This window comes from Ralstonia flatus (genome assembly GCF_958439105.1).
In the GTDB taxonomy this organism is placed as follows: Bacteria; Pseudomonadota; Gammaproteobacteria; order Burkholderiales; family Burkholderiaceae; genus Ralstonia; species Ralstonia flatus.
Map to the genome: position 1 here is coordinate 696,850 of NZ_CAUDLI010000002.1, position 23,554 is coordinate 720,403.

A 23,554-nucleotide genomic window follows, 5' to 3' on the forward strand; every position below is an offset into this window, starting at 1 on the left:
ATCGGCTCACGGTCGGCAAGCGGCCCGTGACCGGATTCCTAGCGGTAAACCACCACCGGCACGTGCGCGTAGGTCAGAACCTTGCGCGTCTCGTTACCGATCAGCAGTCGGCCCATCAGGCTGCGGTGCCCGTGCGATGCCATGAAGATGACGTCGCACGCGTGCCGCTTGGCCGCGTCAAGAATGCCCAGGTAAGGCTCGGAAAACTGCGAGACATCGCTGTCGAACTGCACGCCTTCTTCGCGCGCCCGCTCGGCAATGCGCTCGATGCAGTCCTTGGCATGGCCCTGCACCGTTTCCATGTAGTGCGCATGCGGACACTCGCCCACACCGGCGGAATACGCCATGTTGGGGAACTCTTCAATGCACGTGTAGGCGGTCAGGCGGCAACCGGTGGCGCGCGCCAGCTTCAGCGCGCCGTCGATGGCCTTGCGGCACTGCTCGGAGCCGTCGGTCGGCAGGAGGATATGGGTAAACATGGCGGTCTCCATGGGGAACCCGCTTCAACGTTACTGCGCCGGCCCATGCGCCTCTATCGTGGAAAACGCTAGTGCAGCACAGCATTTCGGACGATATGACGACCGTGCGATCGCAACATCGCGATGCACGGTCGTTCGGATATTGACTTGGCAGATTGCGGCTTACCCGCGTTGCCACGCCTGCCGGTAGCGCGACGGCGACGCGCCAAGCTGCAGCGCAAAGCGCCGGCTGAAATGGCTTGGGCTGGCAAAGCCGCATTGCTCTGCAATCGCTGCCAGCGCAAGGCGGGTCGTGCGCAGCAGCGTTTGCGCGCGCGCCATGCGCTGCTGCAGCACCCATTCATGCGGCGCCACCCCGAACGACATGCGAAACATCCGCGCGAAATGAAATTCCGACAGGTTTGCCTCGGCCGCGAGTTGTCCGAGCGACAGGGGCAGATGCAGTTCGGCATCGATGCGCGCGGCAATGCGCCGGCACACGTGCGGCGCCAATCCGCCGCGCACCGCCAGCGCCCGCGTGCGCCCCTGCGTCTGCACCAGATACGACAGCGTGTCGTTGGCCAGCGCGTTGGCGCGCATGCGGTCGTCCAGGTCAGCCCAATCGAGCTGGGCGATGTTCGCGCAGGCTTGGGCGAGAAGCGCGTCTTCGATAAAGGTGCGGTCGTGCAGCGTGAACAGACGGGGCTCTGCGTCGAGCAGACGCACCGCGTGCCCGGCCAACGCGTCCGGCGTGAAATACAGATGAACGAAACGCATCGGCTGCTCGATCACCCAGCTCGACTGGTGTTCGGCCGGCAGCATGCAGACGCGCCCCGGCGCACCGAACAGGTGCGGCAGATCCTGGCGGTGCGTGGTGTACCCGCCCTGCAGATAGACCGAAAGCGTGTGGTGCTCGGGCTGGATGTAGCGCGCCTCGTCGTGCTCGTTACGCCAGATGGCGGCGGTTACGCCATCGCCCAGATGCGCGACGCGCTCCAGCGACGCGTGCGAGCCGCGTGCAAGCGTGCCGAAGACGCTCGCGTCTGCAGTGACGCGAGGATCGGCGGGTTGGGTCGATGGGGAAGAGGGGGCGCGGCGCACGCGTCGATGTTACCAACGATGGCACCGCGATGCGACGCAGCGCGTAGAAGCGCGTAGGAGCGCTATCCGCTGCAGAGCTGGCGCGCGACTTCGCCCGCCAGGCCGACGCCATCCACGCGTTGCCAGCCGGCGTCGTTGGCGATCTGTCTTTCGCTGACGGTCAGCGCGCCCTGATACAGCTTGGCCTGCGAAACCGAAAACTGTCGGCTGCGGCAATCGACGGTGTACAAGAAATCGGCCATGTCGCCACGAAACGCGCCGAACATGCGCTGCAGCGAACGCATGCCCGCGCGGTTCGACGCTTCCACGCGCACCCAGGCGCTGACCGGGCCGCTGGGCATGCGCTGGATGCTGCCGACGTCGAGCGACGCGTAGCTGTCCGGCTGTTCGGGCAGCGGGACCCAGCGTTCCGCACCGGCCACCGGCATGGACAGCGCTGCCAGCGCCGCCAGCATGCCGGCCATGACGCGGCGCGCGAACACGAACGGTCTCATCTGGCTTTGCCGCCCGGTACGGGGATGGCCACCGAGTCGGAATGGCTGCAAGCCATCGTCACGCCGGCCTTGTCGACGTCGATCATCACGGTGCCGGGCTTGTCGGCGGTGCTGGGTGTGGCGGCCAGGCTGCCCGACAGGCGCTGCATGATCGCGTGACAGGTCGGGGCGTTGGTAGCCACCGTGGTGGCCTTGGCCGGCTTGGCGGCCGGAATTGGGGTGGGTGCCGCCACGGCAACCGGTGGCCGGCTGGAGGCAGTCGCGGGCGCCGGCGTCGTGGAAGCGTGCGCGCGCGGCAGCGCGACGAGCGCGGCCAGCACGCTCACGGCAATCAGCAACCGTGTCGTACGCCGCGAAAGCGGGCGGGTGGGGGGAGACAGAGATGGCATGACAGTCCAGACGCGGGCATCCAAATTGCGCCTGCAATGCCAGGGGACAGGCGCGCTCTTTCGACCAATAACGGCACGCCGCGTCCGAACTTGACGTGGCAATCTGCCTCATGGGTCACGCAAGCGTGATTTGATGCGCACAGAATGCTTCATGTGACCGACATAATCGCGCCGCTCGGAACATTCTTATCAATGTACCGACCAACCAATATGCCGGGGAGATTTTTCCGGCGTCGCCGGTATCGTGAAACGGGCTGCACATCAGGCTCGCACATGCAGGCGATGTAAGCGGACGGGATAAGCAGCAGTGGGGTTCGTGCAGTGCCAAAAACAAATGGGTCGGCGGAATTGAAAATGGGATGGAATACCCGGTCTTTTCCGCCCTTTGTTTTTCCGAGGGGGCCACTATGATTTACAACATGGCGATGCAACGCGTTAGTGCGTCGATTGCCCCATGGGTCGGTTCTCCTCTCTGGAACAGATCGACACGGTCCAGAGATTTCAACCCGCGCCTCGTCAACTGAGCGCGGGTTTTTTCTTGGGCCGTGCAAACGTAGGGCGGCCACCACACGCGCGGCAGGGGTATCGCAGGCAACACCCTTCAGTTTTCCCTCAGCGCGCCGTTGTGGTTAGGGTCGAGACACGTGTAGTCTCGCGACTCGCTTTCCCATTGCCGTCGCTGTTGCCGTTATCGCTCACGCCATCGCATTGCCCATGACCCAGTTCCTTCCGGCCCAGGCCGGAGCCTCTCCTGCAGACGTTGCGCCCAGCCCCGAGGCCACGCAACGTCCGGTGGCGGTCATGGCCGGGGCGATGGCCGACGGGCGCAATACCGATTTCGATGCGCTGTCTCGGCTGTCTTCCGACCCGGTCCTGCTGACCGTGGATGGGCGCGTGGTGCGGGCCAACCCCGCCGCTGCGCGCTTGCTGGGCGCCCAGGACCCGACGCAGCTGGCCGGCCTGCAACTCGCCGGCCTGATTCATCCCGATGACGTGGCCCAGACGGTGCCGCGCCTGGCCGGTATGGTCAGCAGCGGCGTGTCTGCCCAGCCCGTCGAGCACCGTCTCGTGCGCGCCGACTACACGCATGTTCTGGTTGCCAGCGAAGCCGCCGCGTGCGAGCACGAGGGCCAGCCCGCCGTCATGCTCGTGCTGCGTGAAGCCGTGTCGCGCCATGCGTTGGAGCGACACGCCGTTCAGGCCCGCGCCGAGGCGCTGCATGCGCGCCGCCTGCTCGCTTCGGAGAATGCCGTGCTTGCGCAACTTGCCTCCAACGCGACGCTGTCGTCCGTGCTGCGCCACCTGTGCCTGTACGTCGAGCAGGTCTATCCGAATGCCATGTCGGCGGTGCTGTTGCTGGATGCCGCCTCCCAGACGCTGCGCGTGGCCGCCGCCCCCACGCTGCCTGCCGCCTACGCCGCCACACTGGAAAACAATCCTGTCGGCCCCGACGCCGGCGCCTGCGGTTGCGCCGTGTACCTGGGCGACACCGTCCTCATCGACAACATTGCGACCGACCCGCGCTGGCAGCATGAGCGCACGGCAGCGTTGTCGGCTGGCTTTGCTTCTGCCTGGGCGTTGCCGATCCGTTCATCGCGCGGGGACAAGCTTGGCGTGCTCGCGTTGTTCTATCGACAGCCGTGCATGCCCGTGGAAGAAGAACAGCATTTCCTTGACGACGTCACGCACCTGGCGGGCGTTGCCATCCAGAAAGACAACGTCGAACGCGGCCTGGCCGAAAGCGAAGAGCGCTACCGCCTGGCGATTTCGAACCTGCACGAAGGCGTCGTCATCATGTCGCCGGACGGCGTGGTGCAGGCGGCCAACGCCAGCGCCGAGCGCATCCTGCGTGTGCGCCCCGGGCAGCTTGTCGGCCGCAACCGGCTCGACCCGATTCAACGCGTGGTCGATGAAGACGGAAAGGAAGTCGGTTCGACCATGATGCCGTCCGGGCTCGTGCTGCGCACCGGCGAGCCCATCTTCGGCCGCGTGTATGGGCTGTTGCTCAAGACGGGCGAACTGATGTGGGTGCGGCAGAACATCATTCCCATCCGTCGTCACGCCGAGCCGACGCCCAGCAGCGTGATGCTGTCGTTTGCCGATATCACCGACATCAAGCGCGCCGAGCAGCGCCTGCGCCATCTGGCTGCGCACGACGCGCTCACGGGGCTGACCAACCGCAGCTTCTTCATCTCGCACCTCGAAAGCGCCATTGAAGGCGCGCGCGACGAGAGCCGCGAACTGGCGCTCTTCTTCCTCGACCTCGACCGCTTCAAGAGCGTGAACGACACCGCGGGCCATGCCTGCGGCGACACCCTGCTGCAAAGCGCCGCCGCGCGCCTGACCGACTGCATCGGCCCCGGCGACGTGATCGCGCGTCTGGGCGGCGACGAGTTCGTCATCCTCATCGACCAGCGGGTCGAGGGAAAGCGCATTGCGCTGCTGGCTGAACGTTTGCTCCAGGCCATGCGCGAGCCGTTCGATACCGTCAACGGGCGGTATTACCTGGGCGTGTCGATTGGCGTGGCGCTGTATCCGCACGACGGCATTTCGGGTTCCGATCTGCTGCGTTCGGCCGACGCCGCCATGTACCGCGCCAAGCAGAACGGCCGCAACCGCGCGCAGTTCTACACGGCTGAACTGAACGCCCGCCTGCAACGCCGCTACATGCTGGAAAACGCGCTGCGCGACGCGCGTGAGAACAACGAACTGCAGCTCGTCTATCAGCCCAAGTACGACCTGGCCAGCCATCGCATCGTCGGCGCCGAGGCGCTGCTGCGCTGGAACAGCGCCAAGCTCGGGGCGATCTCGCCGGTGGAGTTCATCCCGGTGGCGGAAGAGACGGGGCTGATCGTGCCGATTGGCGCATGGGTCCTGCGCCGTGCCTGCGAGCAGGCCGTGATCTGGTACGAGGCGCTTGGCTACGACTTCCGCATGGCGGTCAACCTGTCGGCGCGCCAGTTCCAGGCCGGCGACGTGGTGCCGATGATCGAGCAGACGCTGGCCGACACCGGCCTGCCGCCCACCGCGCTCGAAGTCGAAATTACCGAGAGCCTGCTGATGGGCGGTGCGGATGAAGTTCGCCCCATGTTCGATGCGCTCACCGCGCAGGGCATCCGGATCTCCATCGACGACTTCGGCACCGGCTATTCGTCGCTGTCGTATCTGCAGCGCTTCCCGATCAGCAACGTGAAGATCGACCGCTCGTTCATCACCGGCATTCCGGGCGATCCGGATTCCGTGGCGCTGACGGAGGCCATCGTCGCCATGGCCCGCGCCCTGGGCATGACGGTCACCGCCGAAGGCGTGGAAGACGCCGACCAGGTGGAGTTTCTTGCCAAGGCGGGCTGCCAGGAAATCCAGGGTTACTACATCGGCAAACCGGTCACGGCCGAAGGTTTCGACCGCTTGCTGCGGGCGCACCTGTCGGTCGTGGATGCCGGCGTGCGCGCCGCGCTGGGCTGACGGCCTGGCGGGAAACGCGCCTTTCCCACCGTTCACACCGGCGTTTCTGCCGTTCGTCGCAATCCGCTCCCGCGTGCGGGGGCCGGCACCTAAGCTGGCGTCATTCCAACAGGGAGACCGCCATGCTCGAATCGATTACCTCTATCGTCTCGCATACGCCCGCCTGGGTGTTCGTGGTGTTTGCCGTGCTGATCGGCATCGGGGTGCGTCAGATGCAGTCGCGCATCGTGTCGCGCCGCCGCCTGATCGTGCTGCCGCTCGTGGTGGCCGCGTACTCGCTCTATGGCGTGTCGATGGCAAGCCATGGCAGCGCGCTGGCACTGACGATGTGGCTGGTGGCTGTTCTGCTGGCATTCCTGCTGACGTACATGTCTCCGCCCGACGGTGCCGTGTCTGAAACCGCCGACACCGTGCGCGTGCCCGGAAGCTGGGTGCCGATGGTGGTGATCGTCGGCTTGTTCTCTGCCCGCTACGCCTACAACGTGATGCTGGCGATGCACCCGGAAGTCTCGCACTCCGGCAGCTTCATGGCGCTGTTCAGCGCGCTGTTCGGCTTCCTGGGCGGTCTGCTGCTCTCGCGCTCGGTGCTGCTGCATGTGCGTACGCCGCGCCTGGCGGCGGCTTGAGCCGGTGCATCGGCGTTAACACGTTAACATCCTGCATGTTGCAATCTCCATCCAAGACGGGACGACATGCTGGAACTCGACGGCACCATCTGGCTGCGCGCCGGTGAAGACAACTGGGGCGGGCGTGGCCGGATCGAACTGCTGGCTGCCATCGGGCAGACCGGCTCCATCACGGCAGGCGCCAAAGCCGTGGGTCTTTCCTACAAGGCCGCGTGGGACGCCATCGACACCATGAACAACCTAGCCGGCGAGCCGCTGGTGGTGCGCACCACGGGCGGCAAGGGCGGTGGCGGCAGCGTGCTGACGCCGCGCGCGCAACGGCTGATCGAGAGTTTCCGCGCCCTGGAAGCCGAGCACCGCCGCTTTGTCGGGCGCCTGGATGCCGCCGCGAAAGCCGCCAGTGAAGACGTCAACCTGCTGCGCCGCCTGATGCTGCGCACGAGCGCGCGCAATACGCTGTTCGGCACGGTCGAATCGGTCGCACCGGGCGCTGTCAACGATGTGGTGACGCTGCGCCTGCCTGGCGGTCAGCCTGTCGCCGCCACCATCACGCAGGAAAGCACGCGCGTGCTTGGGCTGGCACCGGGCGTGCAGGCCGTTGCACTCATCAAGGCGCCTGCCGTGATATTGATGCGCGGCGCCGGCGAGTGGCGCGTCTCGGCAGAGAACCAATTGCCGTGCGTGGTCACGGAAATCCGCGATGGTGCGGTGCAGGCCGAAGTGCGGCTGCGCCTGCTGGATGCGAACGCCGCATCGGCGGGGGAAACCGTGCTGGTGGCCATGCTCTCGCGCACGGCGGTGGAAACGCTGGCACTGGCCGAAGGCGTGGAAGCCATGGCCGTGTTTGAAGCGTCGAGCGTGATTCTGGGATTGGCCTGAAGCGCCCATGACGCCCAAGACACTGCTGATCGTCTACCACTCGATGACGGGCGGCACGCGCCAGATGGCCGAGGCCGCGCTGGCGGGCGCCGCAGAAGAGGGCGGTGTGACTGTGCGCTTGCTGCACGCCGCGCAGGCGGGTCCCGACGATGTGCTTGCCGCAGACGGCTATCTTTTCGCAACACCCGAAAACCTCGCTGCCATCAGCGGCCAGCTCAAGGATTTCTTCGATCGCTGCTACTACCCCGCGCTCGATCGCATCAACGGCCGTCCATACGCGTGCCTGATCTGCGCGGGCAGCGATGGCCAGAACGCGGTGCGTCAGATTGAACGCATTGCCACCGGCTGGCGGCTCAAGCCCGTGGCCGAGCCGATCATCGTCTGCACGCACGCGCAAACGCCAGAGGCCATCCTCGCGCCAAAACAACTTGGCGCAGACGACCTAGAGGGCTGCCGTGCCCTCGGGCAGGCCATGGCGACCGGGCTCGCGTTGGGCGTGTTCTGACGCTAGCGGTTGACCACCGCCGTCAGATGCGGATACGGCGAGAGCGGTGGCGCATCGGGCGCCCGCACGGCATCGGCCACGACACGGCCGTCGCGCAGCTCGAATACGTGGTCGCCGAACATCTCTACATCGGCCGGGTCGTGCGTAATCATCAGCATCGGCACCTGTAGCCGCGCTTGCAGGGCAGACAGCTCGGAGCGCATGCGCGTGCGCAACGCCGGGTCCAGCGCGGCAAACGGCTCGTCGAGGAGCAGCATGGACGGCTCGGCGATCAGCGCGCGGGCAAGTGCCACACGCTGGCGCTGGCCGCCGGAAATCTGCGTCGGAAAATTGGCGGCGACCGCGCCCAGCTCGAACGTGTCGATCCACTGCTGGACGCGCGGGTCGTGCGTGCGGCGCGGCGGGTTGAACCAACCGCGCTTGAGCCCGAACGCGATGTTCTGCGCCACCGTCAGGTGGTTGAAGAGCGCGTAATCCTGGAAGAGATAGCCGACGCGGCGTTCCTGCGCACTGAGGTTGATGCCGTCGGCATGGTCGAACAGCGTGCGGCTGTTCAGCACGATACGGCCGCGCTCGGGTGTCATCAGGCCGGCAATGGCGCGCAGCGTGAGGCTCTTGCCGGCGCCCGACGGGCCGTACAGCACCACCCGCCGGCTGTCGGAGCGCACGGCAATGTCGAGCGAGAACACCCGCGCCGCGCTGGCCAGCGTTTTCTGCACGACGAGATCGATCATGCCGCCGCTCATGCCAGCTGCTCCTGCAGGTTCGGCGCGCGCCCCTGCAGCAGGCGGCTGGCCACCACCAGCACCACGATGCAGGTGAGCGAGGTGATCAGCACCAGCGTGTTGGCCGTGGCGTCGTCGCCGGCCTGCACGGCTTCGTAGATGGCGACGGACAGCGTCTGCGTGCGGCCCGGCAGGTTGCCGGCAATCATCAGCGTGGCACCAAATTCGCCCAAGGCGCGCGCAAAGGCCAGCAGCACGCCGGCGGCAATGCCGCGCGCTGCCAGCGGAAGCGTGACGCGAAAGAACACGGCGGTCTCGGGCAGGCCCAGCACGCGCGCCGCGTTTTCCAGTTGATGATCGACGCCTTCAAAGGCGGCGCGTGCCGACTTCATGACCAGCGGGAACGCCACAACGGTGGAGGCAATCACCGCGCCCTGCCACGTAAAGACCAGCTGGATGCCCAGGCTGTCCAGCCATCCGCCGATCGGGCCGCGCCGGCCCAGCAGCACCAGCAGGTAATAGCCGAGCACCGTCGGCGGCAGCACCAGGGGCAGCGTCAGGACTGAATCGATGACGTCGCGCAGGCGGCTGCGCATGCGCGCGAGTGCGTACGCCGCGCCGACGCCCAGCACGAGATTGAGAACCGTCGCCCAGCCGGCCACCTTGAGTGAAAGCAGCAGAGGCGTCCAGATGGAAGCAGACATGCGGATACGTTGCGAAGGTGCCATCGGCCGGCCGGGTGATGCCCGCGAAGGGCCGGGTGGCGCGTTGGGTGCCGGCGACAGATTGGGTGAGTTATCCGCAATATAGGGTTGGATATAACGCCCGGTCAATCCTGACACAGTGATGTCCGGCATGCGGCAAGGGGCATGCATGGGGCGACTTGCAGGCGTTGTCAGAAGCGAGGTTCGCTGCATTGCGCCAAGCCGCAGCGAGAAAAAACCACCGAACAGGCGCGCAGGGGCGTGCGCCGCAGCACGAAAATCCGTAACCTGGGCGCGCTGCATGGGCCGATGGCGTTGCGGGTGCGACGCAGGCGAGCCGCATACAACAATACGAGGGGCAGGGCATGAACCTACGTTTCTTGGAAACCTTTGTCTGGGTGGCGCGGCTGCGCAGTTTTCGCCTCACCGCAGACAAGCTGTTCACCACGCAGGCCTCCATTTCGGCGCGGATTGCCGCGCTGGAAGAAGAGCTAGGCGTGCGCCTGTTCGACCGCGACACCCGCGGCGTGCAGCTCACGCCCGACGGCCACAAGGTGCTGGAATACGCAGACCGCATGGTGAGCACGCTGCACCAATTGCAGGCGGCGGTGGCACAGCGCCCGGGCTTTGAAGGGCGCGTGCGGGTGGGGGCGATGGACAGCGTCATCCACACATGGCTCTCGCCGCTCATCGCGCGCACCGCCGAGATGTTCCCTGCGCTGGAAATCGAACTCGTGGCCGACAGCGCGATGCACCTCGTCGAGCAACTGCAGAAGGGCGCGCTCGACATTGCCTTCCAGACCGATCTGCTGCGTGCCGAAAGCGTGCGCAACGTGCAGCTCGCGCAGTACCCGATTCACTGGGTGGTGGCCACCAATTCGCGGCTGGCCCATCCGTATGGCAGCTTGGGCGAACTGGCGCGCGAACGGCTCATCACCTTCGTGCGCAACTCGCGGCCGCATCAGGACATGCTCAACCTGCTGCACCTGAGCGGGGTGGAATCACCGCGCGTGAACTGCGTGAACTCGGTGGCCGCCATGACGCGCCTGGTGGGCGACGGCTTTGGCGTGGGCGCGTTGCCCACCGTTCTGGTGCGCGACCGCATCGAGAGCGGCGCCTTGACGGTGCTGGAAGTGGAGCCGGCGTTGCCCACCTTGCCGATCATCGCGTCGTGGCGCGCGGGGGCGGGGCTGGAGGTGCACGAGGCCATCGTCGGCCTGGCGCGCACGATGGCGCGGGAATTCTGCCTGTCGGTCGGCCCGCGCTACGCCATCGCCGAAGAAGTCGAGCGCAACTCGGAAGCCGCCTGAGCCGCCTGAACTACGCAAGCGTGCCGTGGCGGCAGCGTCAGAAGATCGAGCGCCCGGTCAGCGTCGTCAGCCATTCCAGCGCCTGCAGACCGGCCAGCGAGTTGCCGCTGACGTCCAGCCCCGGCGACCACACGCACACGCCAAATTCGCCGGGCAGCACGGCAACGATGCCGCCGCCCACGCCGCTCTTTGCGGGCAGGCCAACGCGATAGACAAAGTCGCCTGCTGCGTCGTAGGTGCCGCAGGTCAGCATCAGAGCGGAGAGGCGCTTGGCGGGGCTGGCGTCGACGATGCGCTCGCCGCTCCACGGCACGACGCCGCCGTTGGCGAGAAACAGCACCGCGCGTGCGAGGTCCGTGCAGTCCATCTCGATGGCGCACTGGCGGCAGTACGCATCGATGACGGTTTCCACCGGCATGTGCAGGTTGCCGAAGCTCTTCATGAAGTGCGCCATTGCGCGATTGCGGTCGGCGTGGGCCAGTTCGGATTCGGCCACCCGCCGCACGTAGTCGATGCGCGGGTTGTCGACCAGCCGCCGCATGAACTGCACCAGCGCGGTCTCGGCCTGCACGAAGCGCCGGCACAGCACGTCGGTCACGACCAGCGCACCGGCATTGATGAACGGGTTGCGCGGGATGCCGTTCTCGTATTCGAGCTGCACCAGCGAGTTGAATGCGTTGCCGGAAGGTTCGCGGCCAACGCGTTGCCAGAGCGCTTCGCCCTCGAGCTGAAAGGCCAGCGTGCAGGCAAACAGCTTGGACACGCTCTGGATCGAGAACGGCACATCCGCCTTGCCCACCGTGTAGATATCGCCGCCGAGCGTGACGAGGGCCATGCCGAAATCCGTCGCGCTGGCGCCGGCCAGTTCGGGGATGTAATCGGCAACCCGCCCCCGGCCGAGGTACGGCTGGATGTCGCGGTGGATGGTGTCCAGGATCGCTTGGTAGTCCATGTCAGGCCAGGAGGGCAAACGGTGGGGCGAGGATTCTACACGCGGGTGCTGCAGTCGCCTCGGCAATCATCTTTTCCTATCGCAGGCAATCCGAAACTTTCGTTGGACCGCGTTTCATCAGGCTTTCACAATTTGCCGCACGAACAACCGAACCACTCTTTTTGGAAGCACGTGCATGACAACGGCAGTGGAGACAGCCCAGGCAAAGAGAATGCCGGAACCACCGGCGCCCGCACCCGCACCGGCCCGCACAGGTGCCAGCGTGGCCTACGCAAATCCGTATTCCGCCCGGCTGGCGGCGCGCTCCGGCGTGCTGCGCGGCCATACCAGCGGCCTGTGCGATGGCTACGTGCAGGCCAACATCGTGATGCTGCGCGATACGTGGGCCAACGAGTTCCTGCGTTTCTGCCAGCTCAACCCGAAACCATGCCCGCTGCTGGACGTGACCGAGCCCGGCGTGCCGGTATTCCGCCATCTGGGTCAGGACGTTGACGTGCGCCGCGACGTGCCGCGCTATCGCGTCTATCGCAACGGCGAGCTGGCCGACGAGCCGGCCGACGTTGAAGCGCTGTGGACAGACGACATGGTGGCCTTCGCCATCGGCTGCTCGTTCTCGTTCGAGCATGCGTTGATGGAAGCCGGCGTGCCGCTGCGCCATATCGCCATGTCGCGCAACGTGGCGATGTATCGCACGTCGATCGAGACGGTCGGTACGTCGCGCCTGGCGGGCAAGCTGGTGGTGTCGATGCGGCCGATGACGGTGCCCGACGCCATCCGCGCGATTGAAATCACCTCGCGCATGCCGCGTGCGCACGGGGCGCCGGTGCACTTTGGCGATCCGGCGGCCATCGGCATTGCAGATATCTCCCAGCCCGATTGGGGCGATGCGGTGCCCGTGCAACCGGGCGAGGTGCCGGTGTTCTGGGCTTGCGGTGTGACACCCCAGGCCGTGGTGCAACAGGCGCGGCCTGAGCTGTGCATCACGCATGCGCCGGGGCACATGCTGATCACCGACCTGCGCACCGCAGCGCTCGCCTGAACGCGCGGTCGCAGGGCCGGAAGAAAAACAGACAAGACGGATAAGACGGACGGGTATCGGGGTTCCAACTGGCGAACGCAGAGGCGCCGGTTTATAGCAATAAGCGATTAACGCATCGAGACAGCATCAGTAACAAGGAGGAAACACCATGACAACCGAAGCCACGGTTGCGCGAGCGCCCGCCGAGCCGGACGCCTCAGCCGCAGCCCATTCCGGCGTCCTGTTCCGCTGGTACGGAGAGATCTCCGCGCAGGAGCGGCGCACGTTCTGGAGTTGCAAGGTCGGCTACGCGCTCGACGCGATGGATACGCAGATCCTCAGCTTCGTCATCCCCACGCTGATTGGCGTGTGGGGGCTGTCCAAGGCCGATGCGGGGTTGATCGGCACTTGCACGTTGCTGGCATCGGCGGCAGGCGGCTGGGTGGCCGGCATCCTGTCGGACCGAATCGGGCGCGTGCGCGCGCTGCAGATCACGATCCTCTGGTTTGCGGTGTTCACCTTCCTCTGCGGCCTCGCGCAGAACTACGAGCAACTGCTGATTGCACGCACGCTGATGGGCTTCGGCTTTGGCGGCGAGTGGACGGCCGGCGCCGTGCTGATCGGCGAAGCCATTCGCGCGCAGGACCGCGGCAAGGCCGTCGGCATGGTGCAGGCCGGGTGGGCGCTGGGCTGGGGCGCGTCGGCATTGCTGTATGCGTGGTTCTTCAGCGTGATGCCGCCTGAAACCGCATGGCGCGCGTTGTTCTTGGTGGGGATCGTGCCGGCGGTGTTCGTGTTCTTCCTGCGCCGGCTGGTGAAAGAGCCTGAGGTGTTTCAGGAAGCAAAGTCGCAGGCCGCTGAACGCACGAGCTTCTTCGCGATTTTCTCGCCACGGCTGTTGAGCACCACGCTGCGCGCCGCCGTGCTGACCACCGGCGCACAGGGCGGCTACTACGCCATCACCACGTGGCTGCCGACGTTCCTGAAGACCGAACGCCATCTCACCGTGCTCGGCACCGGCGGTTATCTGGCAGTGGTGATCATCGGGTCGTACATCGGCTACCTCACCAGCGCCGTGCTGACCGACCGCCTCGGCCGCAAACGCAATTTCATCCTCTTTGCGGTGGGCTCGATGGTGGTGGCGCTGGCCTACACGCACCTGGAAGTGACCGACAACATGATGCTGCTGCTCGGCCTGCCGCTTGGCTTCTTTGCGTCGGGCATCTTTGCCGGCATGGGCGCCTTCCTGACCGAGCTGTTCCCGACGTCGGTGCGCGGCTCGGGCCAGGGCTTTTGCTACAACGTCGGCCGGGCGATTGGCGCGTGCTTTCCGTTCCTGATCGGGCAGATGAGTGCGCATTCTTCGCTCGGGCATGCCATCGGCATCTTCGCGGCGGGCGCCTATGGACTGCTGATTGTGGCGGCACTCACGTTGCCGGAAACGCGCGGTCGCGAACTCGAATCGATTTAACTTCTGTGCTTCCCCCAACGATGCACAGCGCGCGGCGTTTGGAAGACGCCGCGCTTTTTTTTTGCTGACAAATCGACATACCCCTCGAATGGGTGGGAATGATTCAGGCGTTTTGTGTTTTCATTTGCGTTGCAATTGCGCATGCTTCGGTTTTCAAGACAAACCGGACATGAAACGCTGATTCACTGCCCGGTCATTCAATTTCAGGCAATCAATCGGCCGCAATGCAAGCGCCAGTGCGGCTCCGCCCCCCGCGGACAGTCTCAGGAACGCAGGCGCGTATCCGTCACTTTTTCTCCGCGGCTTCCCATTCATTACGGTCCCCCCTAAAGAAGGGGTAATCCTAGTCAGCCTTTCTGTTTAAAAAAACGAGGGGTGGCGGCAATGGCGCGTTCATTGAGAAAATTGCGGCCTGCACGACGCCCGATATCCCCGCCCCCCACGGTCGCACGACAACAAGAAGGAGGCACGGACGAGGCGTCATTCGATTCCCTTCGTCAGTCCTGTGAGCTGTATGCGCGTCTGCGACGCGTAGGCGGCGCTTCTTCTATCCGGTTATGAAAATTCTCTCCGTCTTCGGCACGCGGCCCGAAGCGATCAAGATGGCGCCGCTCGTCAAGGCGCTGGCCGAGCAGTCGGCCATGGAGTCCGTTGTGTGCGTGACGGGGCAGCACAAGCAGATGCTGCAGCAGGTGCTGGACCTGTTCGACATCACGCCGCAGTACGACCTGGAACTGATGACGCAGAACCAGACGCTGAACGGACTGAGCGCGCGCCTGCTCACGGCTTTTGACGACGTGCTGGAAACCGTGCGGCCCGATCGCATCCTCGTCCACGGCGATACGACCACCGCAATGATGTCGGCCATGGCGGCGTTCCATCGCCGCATTCCCATCGGCCATGTGGAAGCCGGCCTGCGCACGGGCGACCTCTACCAGCCCTGGCCGGAAGAGATGAACCGCCGCACCATCGACGTGTGTGCCGATCTGCTGTTCGCGCCGACCGATTCGTCGCGCCGCAACCTGCAGGCGGAAAACCTGGGCGGCCGCATCCTGGTGACGGGCAACACCGTGATCGACGCGCTGCTGCAGACCACGCAGCGCATCCTGCAGGACGACGCCTTCCGCGCCGAGCTGGATGCGCATTTCCCGTTTCTGAACGACGAACGCAAGGTCCTGCTCGTGACGGGCCACCGCCGTGAGAACTTCGGTTCGGGCTTCGCCAACATTTGCGATGCGCTGGCCACGCTGGCCCGCCGCGACGACATCCAGATCGTCTACCCCATCCACCTGAACCCGAACGTGCGCGGGCCTGTGCAGGCTGCGCTGGCAGGCCTGCCGAACGTGCACCTGATCGAGCCGCTGGACTACGCCCGCTTCGTGCGCCTGATGCAGCGCGCCCACGTGATCCTGACGGACTCGGGCGGCGTGCAGGAAGAAGCGCCGTCGCTGGGCAAGCCGGTGCTTGTCATGCGCAACGTGACGGAGCGGCCGGAGGCCGTGCAGGCCGGCACCGTGCGCCTGGTCGGCACGGAGGTGGACAGCATCGTCGGAGCCGTGAGCCACCTGTACGACAACGACGACGCCTGGCGTGCGTTCTCGCAGCGGCTGAACCCATACGGCGACGGGCTCGCCTCGCAGCGCATCGTGGCCGCCTTGGGCGGTGCGCATGTCCAGGAGTTTCTGGGCGAAGAACTTCAAGCGGCCTGACGGCCGAAGGCAACGAAGACCATGTCCACGCTCGCGATCGATATCCTGCTGGTGCTTGCGTTCTGCATCATCACGCTGCTCGTCGTCTACACCGCGCGGCACTACCTGTTCACGCTGAACCGGCTGTTCGGCCGTCAGCGCCAGCCGTATCTCGACATCGAACAGGGCGCGTGGCCGAGCGTGGTGGTCTGCGTGGCGGCACACAACGAAGAGCGCGTGATTGCCGACTGCCTGAACGCGCTGCTGCTGGTGGACTACCCGCGCGACAAGCTGACCATCATGCCGGTCAACGATCGCTCCAAGGACCGCACGCGCGAGATCATCGACGAGATTGCGGCGCGCAACCCCGGGCGCTTCCAGCTGTTTCACCGTACCGAAGGCCGGCCCGGCAAGGCGGCCGCGCTGCGCGATGCCACGCAGTTGATCGACGCCGAAATCATGATCGTGTTCGACGCCGACTACCTGCCGGCGCGCGGCCTCATCAAGCAACTCGTGGCGCCGTTCTTCGACCCGGAAGTGGGCGCCATCATGGGCCGCGTGGTGCCGGTGAATGCCGGCGCAAACCTGCTCACGCGCCTGCTCGACCTGGAGCGCTCCGGCGGTTACCAGGTCGACCAGACCGCGCGCATGAACCTCGGCCTGGTGCCGCAGTACGGCGGCACCGTGGGCGGCATCCGCCGCCGCGCGCTGGACGACATCGGCGGCTGGAACATCGACACGCTGGCCGAAGACACCGACGTGACGTTCCGTCTGCTGCAGCACGGCTGGAAGACGGTCTACCAGAACCGCTCCGAGTGCTACGAAGAGGTGCCTGAAGTCTGGCCGGTGCGGCTCAAACAGATCAGCCGCTGGTCGCGCGGGCACAACCAGGTGATGGTGCACAACATCCGCAAGCTCCTCGCCAACGATCGCATCAGCCGGCTGGAACGGCTGGACGGCGCATTGCTGCTGCTGATCTTCGTCATGCCGATGGTGCAGCTGGCCGGCTGGGTGGTGGCGGTCATCCTGTTCTATGCCGCGGCGCAGTCGATCGTCTCGGGCTGGGTGCTGCTCGCGGCGCTGCTGTGCTACGGCGGGCTCGGCACGAATGCGGCGTTCTTCGAGATCGCGGCGGCCACCTACCTGGACGGCCATCGTAACCGCATCCGCCTGCTGCCGCTGAACCTGTTCGGTTTCCTGGTCAGCATGATGACGATCTCGCGCGCCGGCGTGACGCAGGTGATCGACGCCGTGAAGAAGCGCGAGTTGGTGTGGGACAAGACCGAGCGCTTCCGCACGGAAGCCGCAGGCGTGGTCAACATCATGGCCGGCGAGGTGCCGGTGCCCACGGGCACGGAGGGCACATGATCGGAAGCATGCTGTTGCTGAGCGGCTCCGTTGCGGGGCTGCTGGTGCTGCCGTTCCTGCCGGCGTTGTCGGAGTGGCTGCGCCCGACCGATTCCGCGCCGCTGCCGATGCGGCGTGACCAGCCGAACAATCTGACCTTCTTTGCCAACAGCTTCCGCCGCCGGCTGCAAGAACAGTACGGCGTGGATGTCGAAGCCATGCGTGCCGAAGGTGCCGCCTACCAGGTGCCCGTGAGCGCAGAACTGAGCGTGGCGCGCGACCCGCGCGGCCGCCCCGCAGTCGAGCAGTCGGGGCTCGCGCGCATGCTGGACAAGGTCAACCACATCGTCGTGTTTCGCGGCAACGCGTGGCTGGGCCCGCGCAGCCGCGTGCGCGCCGATTTGTATGTCGAGCAGGATGTCGAAGTCGAGCGCGATACCCGCCTGCGTGCCTGCCTCGCCGAAGGCGATATCGAGCTGGGCGAGAACGTGGTGGTGCAGCGCTGGGTGCATGGCCGCAATGTGCGGCTGCTGCCGAATGTGCGCGTCGAAGGCCGCGTCACGGCGGAGGAACGCATCGAGATGGCCGCCCCGGCGCGCTTCGAGCGCGCGGGCGCCGGTGAGGTGATGTTTGGCGACGTGCGCAGCGCAGCGCAGCCGGTCGGTTTGCCGAAGCCGGCCACGGAGCGGCGCGTGCTCGACGGCGATGCCACGCTCGCGGCCAACGAGGCAACCGATTGCGACTACGTGGTGCGCGGCGATTGCCGCGTCGCGGGTGGCATGGCGCTCCAGGGCAGCATCAAGACGCATGGGCACCTGCGCACGGGCGACGGCGTGCGCATTGCGGGCACGCTATCGGCGCGCAAGAACCTGGAAATCGGTGCGGGCAGCGCGGTGCTGGGCCCGCTCATCGGCTTTGAAGACATCGTGCTCGGGCCGAACTGCCGCATCGGCCGCCCCGATGCACCGACCACGCTCGTCTGCAACCGCCTGTTCGTCGCGCCGGGCTGCGTCGTGCATGGCGTGATTACCGCGCACGAGTTCGCGCGTGTGGAAGGGTAAGGAGGCACGCATGGTCACGTTCTGGCGCGCTTGCGTTCGCCGCTGTGGCGCGGTGCTGGCCGCGCTTGCCCTGTCGACTGCCGCTGTGCACGGTGCCACGATGTTTGAAGACTTCACCACGCCCGACGGCGCCATGACCGTCTTCGCCCAAGGCGATTACGTGGAGCCCTACGTTGCGATCGAAGCCCTGCTGGTCGCCCACCGCCTCGGTGTCGACGTGCAGGCGCCGGCCGTGGCACTGGCCAATTGGCTGCTGCCCTATCAACAGGCCAATGGCACGTTCCCGCGCATTTGCCGCAGCGGCACGGAAGGGTGGCGAGCATGCGGCCACGCCGATGCGGATGACTCGCAAGCCGTGTTCTGGTGCCTGCTCGTCAACGAGATCCTGCATGGCCCGCCGCAACTGCTGCCCAGCTGCAGCCTGTCGCTTATGCACCTCGCCACGCTGTGGGACCCGAAACGCACCACGTTCCAGGCATTTGCGGATCGGCCCGAAGCCTACTTTGCCGACAATGTGGAAGTGGCCGGCGCGCTCAAGCGCCTGCGTGCCGACCCCAAGGCCGCGTTGCACTACACGCAGGAACTGGCCGCGCTGCCGTCGCACAGGCAGATGATGGATGGCCTCGCCCAGGCCTACGGTTACCAACTGAACGGCGCGCTCGATCCTGCACGCGTGAGCCTGCCGCCCACGCCGTACGGCTTCTACCCGACGGCGGTTGCGCCGGTGTATCCGTGGGTGCATGACCTGGAGACCGGCTCCGCTGCCCGGCGCAAGTGGGCGGTGTGGATGTTCCGCCATGGGCAGACGTGGCTGTCGGGCAAGGCGGACCCGTTCCCCTGGGGCCTGATCGCCTGGGCGGCCTACACGCTGGGCGATGCGCCGACCGCGCAGAAGTGGCTGCAGGCCGTGCCGCAATGGCGCGCAGCCGGCCGCTGGAACTTGATGGAAGAGGGCGCGCTGATCGGGCTCTCGCATGCACTGGCTGTTTCCCAATGAGCACACCTTCCAAGCGCATCGACTGGCGCAAGCACCTGACCAGTCTGCTGATCCTGATCGCCTTTGCAGCCTGTGCGCTGCTGCTGGCGCGCAACCTCAGTGCCGGCCCGGGCCGCCCGCAGACCGACGACATCGTGCTGGTGGTGCCCGACAACCTCGGGCAAGACAACCGCATCTACGTGCAGGCCTGGGAAGACGCGGCGCTGGAAGAGGGCGTGCGCCTGCGCACCATGTCGGCGTCGGATTTCGTGCGCCATGGGCTGAAGGGGGAGCGCGTGTTTGCCGGCGTGATCCTGCCGGATACCGTGCACCGTTCGATGACGACCGCGCTCGTCAACCAGATCAGCCAGTTCGTGCAGGACGGCGGCGCGCTGATGCAGGTGTACGACGCCGGCATCCTCAACGAGAAGGGCTTCTACGAGGACGGCGCCTCGCGCCTGTCGACGCTGGCCGGCGTGCAATACGGTTTCTATTCCACGCTGCGCGAAAAGATGGCCAGCCAGGCGACCGTCTACGGCCAGCCCGATGCGATGGTCGATCTGCACATTCCGCCGGGGCGCTGGATCGTGTCGAATGGGCGTGCGGTGCTGTCGGGCTACGGGCAGGACATGCTGCAGTACCCGACCCTGCGCACCCACGGCGACTACGCCGGCAAGGTACTGCTGCGCTCCGAAGACAGCTCGATCATTGCCGGCGAGCGCACCGTGGGCAAAGGCCACGTGCTGTTCGTCAACCTGCCGCTGACGTATCTGAAGCTGCGCACCGACGGCGTGCTGATGCACGGCTTCCTGAGCTACTTTGCCGGCCACGTACTGGAGCAGCCGCGCCTGTCGCCGGCGCCGCAGGGCGTGGGTGGCCTGGTGCTGAACTGGCACTGCGATGCGCGCATCTGTATTGACGCCACCGACAAGCTGATCGAAGACGGCGTCTTCAAGCGCGGGCCGTTCAGCTTCCATATCACCGCCGGCCCCGACCAGCGCCAGTTTGGCGACGGGCTGGGCGTGAACCTGGCCCACAACCCCGCGTTTGCGGAGGTCGTGCACGGCCTGATGAAGCAAGGGCACGAGGTGGGCAGCCACGGCGGCTGGATTCACGACTGGTTCGGCCTGAACGTGACGGAAGACAACCAGGCCACCATGGAGACCTATCTGCAGAAGAACGCAGACGCCATCGAGGCGCTGACCGGCAAGCCGCAGACCGAGTATTCGGCCCCGACCGGCAACCAGCCCGAGTGGGCGACGCGCTGGCTGGACGAGCACAACGTCAAGGGCTACTACTTCACCGGCAACATCGGCCAGGGCCCGACGCGCACGTATCGCAACGGCCGGCGCGACGAGCACATCTGGTCGTTCCCGGTGCAGACGTACGGGCAATACGCGACCATTGAAGAAGCCGACATGGCGCACATTCCGGAAGCGGAGATTGCGGCGTGGCTGACCTCGCTGGTCAAGTTCACCACCGACTCCGGCGAGATCCGCCTGATCTACTTCCACCCGCCGGGTGCGGTGCGCTACCTGCACGCCATTGACGCCCTGATGGAAGCCGCCGATGCGCAAGAGGCGCGCAAGCGCTTCCGCTGGCACACCATCACGCAGATGGCCGATTTTGCCGAGCGCCGCGAGAAGACCGTGTGGCAGACCACATCGGAACGCGGGGACGTGCGTGTGACGGCAGAAAACCCGGACACCCTGAACGAGCTGACGTGGCTGTTTGCGGCCGACCGTTATGCCGAGCCGCGCGTCGATGCGGGCCAGGCCAGCGTGGTCCGGGAAGGCAACAACTGGCGCGTGGTGGCGGGCGCCGGCAGCAAGCTGACGATTGCGGCCAAGCTGAAGACCGGCACCTGAGCACCTGAGCACCTGAGCACAAGACACAAGACACAAGACGACAAGCAGAGAGGGCCGCCGCTACACAACAAAAAAAGGCCGGCGCCCGCATCGACAACAGACGGGGAAATACAGCGTGGATCGAACTCCAATTGCGTGGATGGTGGCGGCTGCCATCTGCGGCATGACGGCGCCGGCGGCATGGGCACAGCCCGCCGCGGCCCAGCCCGCCGAAGACGCGCAACCGACACAGGCGGCCGAAGCCATGCAGCCGGCCGCGCCCGCAACACCGCAAGAAGCCGCAACGGACCCAGAGCAACCGGCGGCACCGGAAGGCGCCGCGCCACCAGCAGACGCAACGGCATTGGCCGCAACGCCCGTGCCGACGCCCGGTGCCACCGCGCCCACCGTGCCGGAGCCGCTGCCTGAACCCTACGCCCCGGAGCGCGCCGCCATCGAAGCCGTGCTCGACACCGGCCAGATGAGCGATGGCTTTGGCGGCGCTACCGCCGTGGCCCTGCGCGGCATGATGGTCACCTCGTACGGCATCTGGCAGGCCGAGCTGGACCGGCAGAGCCGCTTTGGCTTTGCGGGCCAGTACGGCGCGCTCTCGCTCACGCGCGATCTCTCGGAGGATTACTACGTCCTCGTCGGGGCGGGCACGGGCAACAGCGAGCTGTTCTCGAAGTGGCGTGTGGATGTGGCGGGCTATCGCAAGTTCGGCCCAGACCGCCGTTTCGTGGCCGGCATCGGCGCCTACTACGCGCAGGGCCAGGACAGCGTGCGCAATGACCAGGGGCTGGTGCTGAGCACGCTGGCGTATTTCCCGTCGGTGGTGCTGGAGGGCGGCCTGCGTTTCAACCGGGCCAATCCGGGCATGGTGTTCGGCCCGAGCCAGTACATTGCGGCCACGATCGGCAACGACGAAAAGCGCGCGCTCGTCCTGCGCGTGGAACACGCCCGCGAGGCCTACCAGGTGCTGACCACCGGCACCGAGCGCGCGGACTACAACAGCATGAGCTACGCCATCCAGTGGCGCGAGCGTGTCGCGCGTGACCTGCTGCTCATCATCGGGGCGCAGTACTACCACAACCCTTTCTACAACCGCACCTACGGTGAAATCGGCTTCCGCTGGAGCTTCCGATGAACGCCAAGCCCGTCGATGAAGGGCCTACCGACGACCTGCCCACCAAGCGCCGGCTGCGCGGGCATGAGCCCAAGCGGGTGATCGGTTATCGCGGCGATCGCATCGTCATGCACCGCGCGATGCGGCGTTTGTCGTTTCCGCTCTGGCGCTGGATCGACGTGCTGGGCATTCCGCTGGCGCTCACCGCAGGCTACTGCGCGCTGTGGCCGACCATTGCCAGGCTGTGGGAACGCATCATCAGTTTCTGGAGCGTCGCCCTTGAGGGGCAGGTGCGGCTGGCGACCGTCAAGGCGCTGGTGCCGGGCTTTGGCGCGATTCCGTATCCGCACAGCGACGCTGCGTTGCCCACCGCTGTGCAATGGCTGGTGGGGATGATCGTCACGCTGGCGTTGCTGTTCGGCACGCGTTTCATCGGCGGCCGCGCGTTGCCGCTGGCGTACTGGCTGCGCTTTATTGGCGTGGTGCAGGCGAGCGCCCAGTTCTACTTCTTCATGTGGCCCGCCAGCTTTCCGTATGACGGCGGCGGGTCGATCGGCTCGCTCACGCAGGCGTCGGTCGTGGTGGTGCTGATCACGCCGTGGCTTTATGCGCTGATCTACAACGTCATGGACTTCGGCCTGATCCGCAAGCTGGTGTTGTCCGTCATGGGCATGGCGTATCTCACGGTGTTCATTCCGTTTCAGTACACGCTCGCATCGGTGGTGCTGCTCAAAGGGTCGATGCTGTGGTACCCGCAGATCTTTCTGCTGTGGGCGGTGTTCCTGCAGTTCGGCACGCTGGTCGGCTTCTATGCATGGGCGATGAGCTGGAACGCGCGTGGGGCGGGTGGGCGGCGTCTCTCGTAGGCGCACCGCTGGCCTGCGAGGTGCCGTCGCGCGCAGCAGGCAGGGGGCTTCGTCGGCCAGCGTGGCCTGCGTAGCCGCAAGCACATGAGGCCCATACGGTGGAGCGCGACCCTGGAACCGTCAATCACGAGCGTCGACGGCTCGAACGTGACCCTCCAACCGTCGAAGTCGAACCTCCGAGGGACGAACGCGAGCCCCAAACACTCACCTTCCACAGTCGGAGGTCGAAATTTTCGAGCTCGGACAGCCACCTTCCAGCCTCCGACCGTCGCGCATGAGCCTCAGAGGGCCAACGTTGACGGTTTGAGGGTGGTGCTCGGGCCTCGGAGGTCCGATGTATCGGATGTTTTTGGGCCGCATTCGGGCCTGTCAGTAATTTCGTGTTCAAGGCATAACATGCCCTCAAGGAGGGTTTATGCCTCGCAAACCAAAGACCAAGCCGGGCGATCTGCCGGCGATTCCCGCCGAGCTGCTTGAGCAGTTTGGCAGCGGCCCGATGACAGCCGAAGCCATCAATGCCGCGACGCTTGCGCTCAAGAAGGCCCT

21 protein-coding genes and 1 pseudogene are annotated in these 23,554 nt (G+C 66.0%); 15 read left to right on the forward strand and 7 right to left on the reverse strand.

Annotation, left to right across the window (positions count from 1 at the left end):
- Positions 1-38: 38 nt before the first annotated feature.
- From R2676_RS06825 to R2676_RS06840, 4 genes are all read right to left on the reverse strand, one after another.
- Complete coding sequence (locus R2676_RS06825; protein ID WP_027679103.1) at positions 39-479, reverse strand: universal stress protein; 441 nt, start codon at positions 477-479, stop codon at positions 39-41.
- 162 nt (positions 480-641) lie between these two features.
- Positions 642-1,559, reverse strand: coding sequence for an AraC family transcriptional regulator (locus R2676_RS06830; RefSeq protein WP_206273510.1), 918 nt, complete (start codon positions 1,557-1,559; stop codon positions 642-644).
- A 62-nt stretch (positions 1,560-1,621) separates the two neighbouring features.
- Positions 1,622-2,053 carry a hypothetical protein gene (locus tag R2676_RS06835; RefSeq protein WP_206273509.1) on the reverse strand — a complete coding sequence of 144 codons (432 nt, stop codon included), beginning with the start codon at positions 2,051-2,053 and terminating at the stop codon, positions 1,622-1,624.
- Complete coding sequence (locus tag R2676_RS06840) at positions 2,050-2,442, reverse strand: glycoprotein (protein WP_206273508.1); 393 nt, start codon at positions 2,440-2,442, stop codon at positions 2,050-2,052. The genes R2676_RS06835 and R2676_RS06840 overlap by 4 nt, the downstream gene beginning before the upstream one ends.
- 714 nt (positions 2,443-3,156) lie before the next feature.
- Between R2676_RS06840 and R2676_RS06845 the strand changes: the two genes are divergently transcribed.
- From R2676_RS06845 to R2676_RS06860, 4 genes are all read left to right on the forward strand, one after another.
- Positions 3,157-5,907: a sensor domain-containing protein gene (locus R2676_RS06845; protein ID WP_206273507.1), complete on the forward strand. Its 2,751-nt coding sequence runs from the start codon at positions 3,157-3,159 to the stop codon at positions 5,905-5,907.
- Between the two features lie 122 nt (positions 5,908-6,029).
- Positions 6,030-6,533 carry a DUF6622 family protein gene (locus tag R2676_RS06850; protein ID WP_206273506.1) on the forward strand — a complete coding sequence of 168 codons (504 nt, stop codon included), beginning with the start codon at positions 6,030-6,032 and terminating at the stop codon, positions 6,531-6,533.
- Positions 6,534-6,599: 66 nt separating this feature from the next.
- Positions 6,600-7,412 (forward strand): TOBE domain-containing protein, encoded by an 813-nt coding sequence (locus R2676_RS06855; RefSeq protein ID WP_206273505.1) that lies wholly within the window; start codon positions 6,600-6,602, stop codon positions 7,410-7,412.
- A 7-nt stretch (positions 7,413-7,419) separates the two neighbouring features.
- Positions 7,420-7,917, forward strand: coding sequence for a flavodoxin family protein (locus tag R2676_RS06860; protein WP_206273504.1), 498 nt, complete (start codon positions 7,420-7,422; stop codon positions 7,915-7,917).
- A gap of 2 nt (positions 7,918-7,919) precedes the next feature.
- Here the strand turns inward: R2676_RS06860 and R2676_RS06865 are convergent, their stop codons facing one another.
- Both R2676_RS06865 and modB read right to left on the reverse strand, forming a co-directional pair.
- Positions 7,920-8,663 (reverse strand): ATP-binding cassette domain-containing protein, encoded by a 744-nt coding sequence (locus R2676_RS06865; protein ID WP_206273503.1) that lies wholly within the window; start codon positions 8,661-8,663, stop codon positions 7,920-7,922.
- Positions 8,660-9,346, reverse strand: a complete 687-nt coding sequence (gene modB / locus R2676_RS06870) for a molybdate ABC transporter permease subunit (RefSeq protein ID WP_206273502.1) — start codon at positions 9,344-9,346, stop codon at positions 8,660-8,662. The genes R2676_RS06865 and modB overlap by 4 nt, the downstream gene beginning before the upstream one ends.
- 365 nt (positions 9,347-9,711) lie before the next feature.
- On the opposite strand from modB, the gene R2676_RS06875 reads away from it, so the two are divergent.
- Positions 9,712-10,656 carry a LysR family transcriptional regulator gene (locus R2676_RS06875; RefSeq protein WP_027679083.1) on the forward strand — a complete coding sequence of 315 codons (945 nt, stop codon included), beginning with the start codon at positions 9,712-9,714 and terminating at the stop codon, positions 10,654-10,656.
- Positions 10,657-10,693: 37 nt separating this feature from the next.
- Here R2676_RS06875 and R2676_RS06880 read toward each other — a convergent pair whose 3' ends face one another.
- Entirely contained in the window at positions 10,694-11,608 is a 915-nt protein-coding gene (locus R2676_RS06880) for a glutaminase (RefSeq protein WP_206273501.1), read from the reverse strand.
- Positions 11,609-11,819: 211 nt separating this feature from the next.
- Between R2676_RS06880 and R2676_RS06885 the strand changes: the two genes are divergently transcribed.
- The 10 genes and pseudogenes from R2676_RS06885 to R2676_RS06930 form a co-directional block, all read left to right on the forward strand.
- The gene (locus tag R2676_RS06885) at positions 11,820-12,647 is read left to right on the forward strand and encodes a putative hydro-lyase (RefSeq protein ID WP_206273500.1); all 828 of its coding nucleotides are present in this window, start codon (positions 11,820-11,822) and stop codon (positions 12,645-12,647) included.
- Positions 12,648-12,795: 148 nt separating this feature from the next.
- On the forward strand, positions 12,796-14,097 hold the full coding sequence (locus tag R2676_RS06890) for an MFS transporter (RefSeq protein ID WP_316856756.1): 1,302 nt from the start codon (positions 12,796-12,798) through the stop codon (positions 14,095-14,097).
- A gap of 557 nt (positions 14,098-14,654) precedes the next feature.
- Entirely contained in the window at positions 14,655-15,806 is a 1,152-nt protein-coding gene (wecB, locus tag R2676_RS06895; RefSeq protein WP_206273499.1) for a non-hydrolyzing UDP-N-acetylglucosamine 2-epimerase, read from the forward strand.
- A 21-nt stretch (positions 15,807-15,827) separates the two neighbouring features.
- Complete coding sequence (locus tag R2676_RS06900; RefSeq protein ID WP_206273498.1) at positions 15,828-17,153, forward strand: glycosyltransferase family 2 protein; 1,326 nt, start codon at positions 15,828-15,830, stop codon at positions 17,151-17,153.
- Complete coding sequence (locus tag R2676_RS06905) at positions 17,150-18,193, forward strand: bactofilin family protein (RefSeq protein WP_206273497.1); 1,044 nt, start codon at positions 17,150-17,152, stop codon at positions 18,191-18,193. The genes R2676_RS06900 and R2676_RS06905 overlap by 4 nt, the downstream gene beginning before the upstream one ends.
- A gap of 10 nt (positions 18,194-18,203) precedes the next feature.
- Positions 18,204-19,190: a hypothetical protein gene (locus R2676_RS06910; RefSeq protein ID WP_316856753.1), complete on the forward strand. Its 987-nt coding sequence runs from the start codon at positions 18,204-18,206 to the stop codon at positions 19,188-19,190.
- Positions 19,187-21,037 carry a polysaccharide deacetylase family protein gene (locus R2676_RS06915; RefSeq protein ID WP_206273495.1) on the forward strand — a complete coding sequence of 617 codons (1,851 nt, stop codon included), beginning with the start codon at positions 19,187-19,189 and terminating at the stop codon, positions 21,035-21,037. Before R2676_RS06910 ends, R2676_RS06915 begins: the two co-directional genes overlap by 4 nt.
- A 115-nt stretch (positions 21,038-21,152) precedes the next feature.
- Entirely contained in the window at positions 21,153-22,163 is a 1,011-nt protein-coding gene (locus R2676_RS06920) for a YaiO family outer membrane beta-barrel protein (RefSeq protein ID WP_316856750.1), read from the forward strand.
- Positions 22,160-23,008, forward strand: coding sequence for a hypothetical protein (locus R2676_RS06925; protein WP_206273494.1), 849 nt, complete (start codon positions 22,160-22,162; stop codon positions 23,006-23,008). The genes R2676_RS06920 and R2676_RS06925 overlap by 4 nt, the downstream gene beginning before the upstream one ends.
- A gap of 415 nt (positions 23,009-23,423) precedes the next feature.
- Positions 23,424-23,554: pseudogene (locus R2676_RS06930) on the forward strand (IS256 family transposase); the annotation flags it as partial.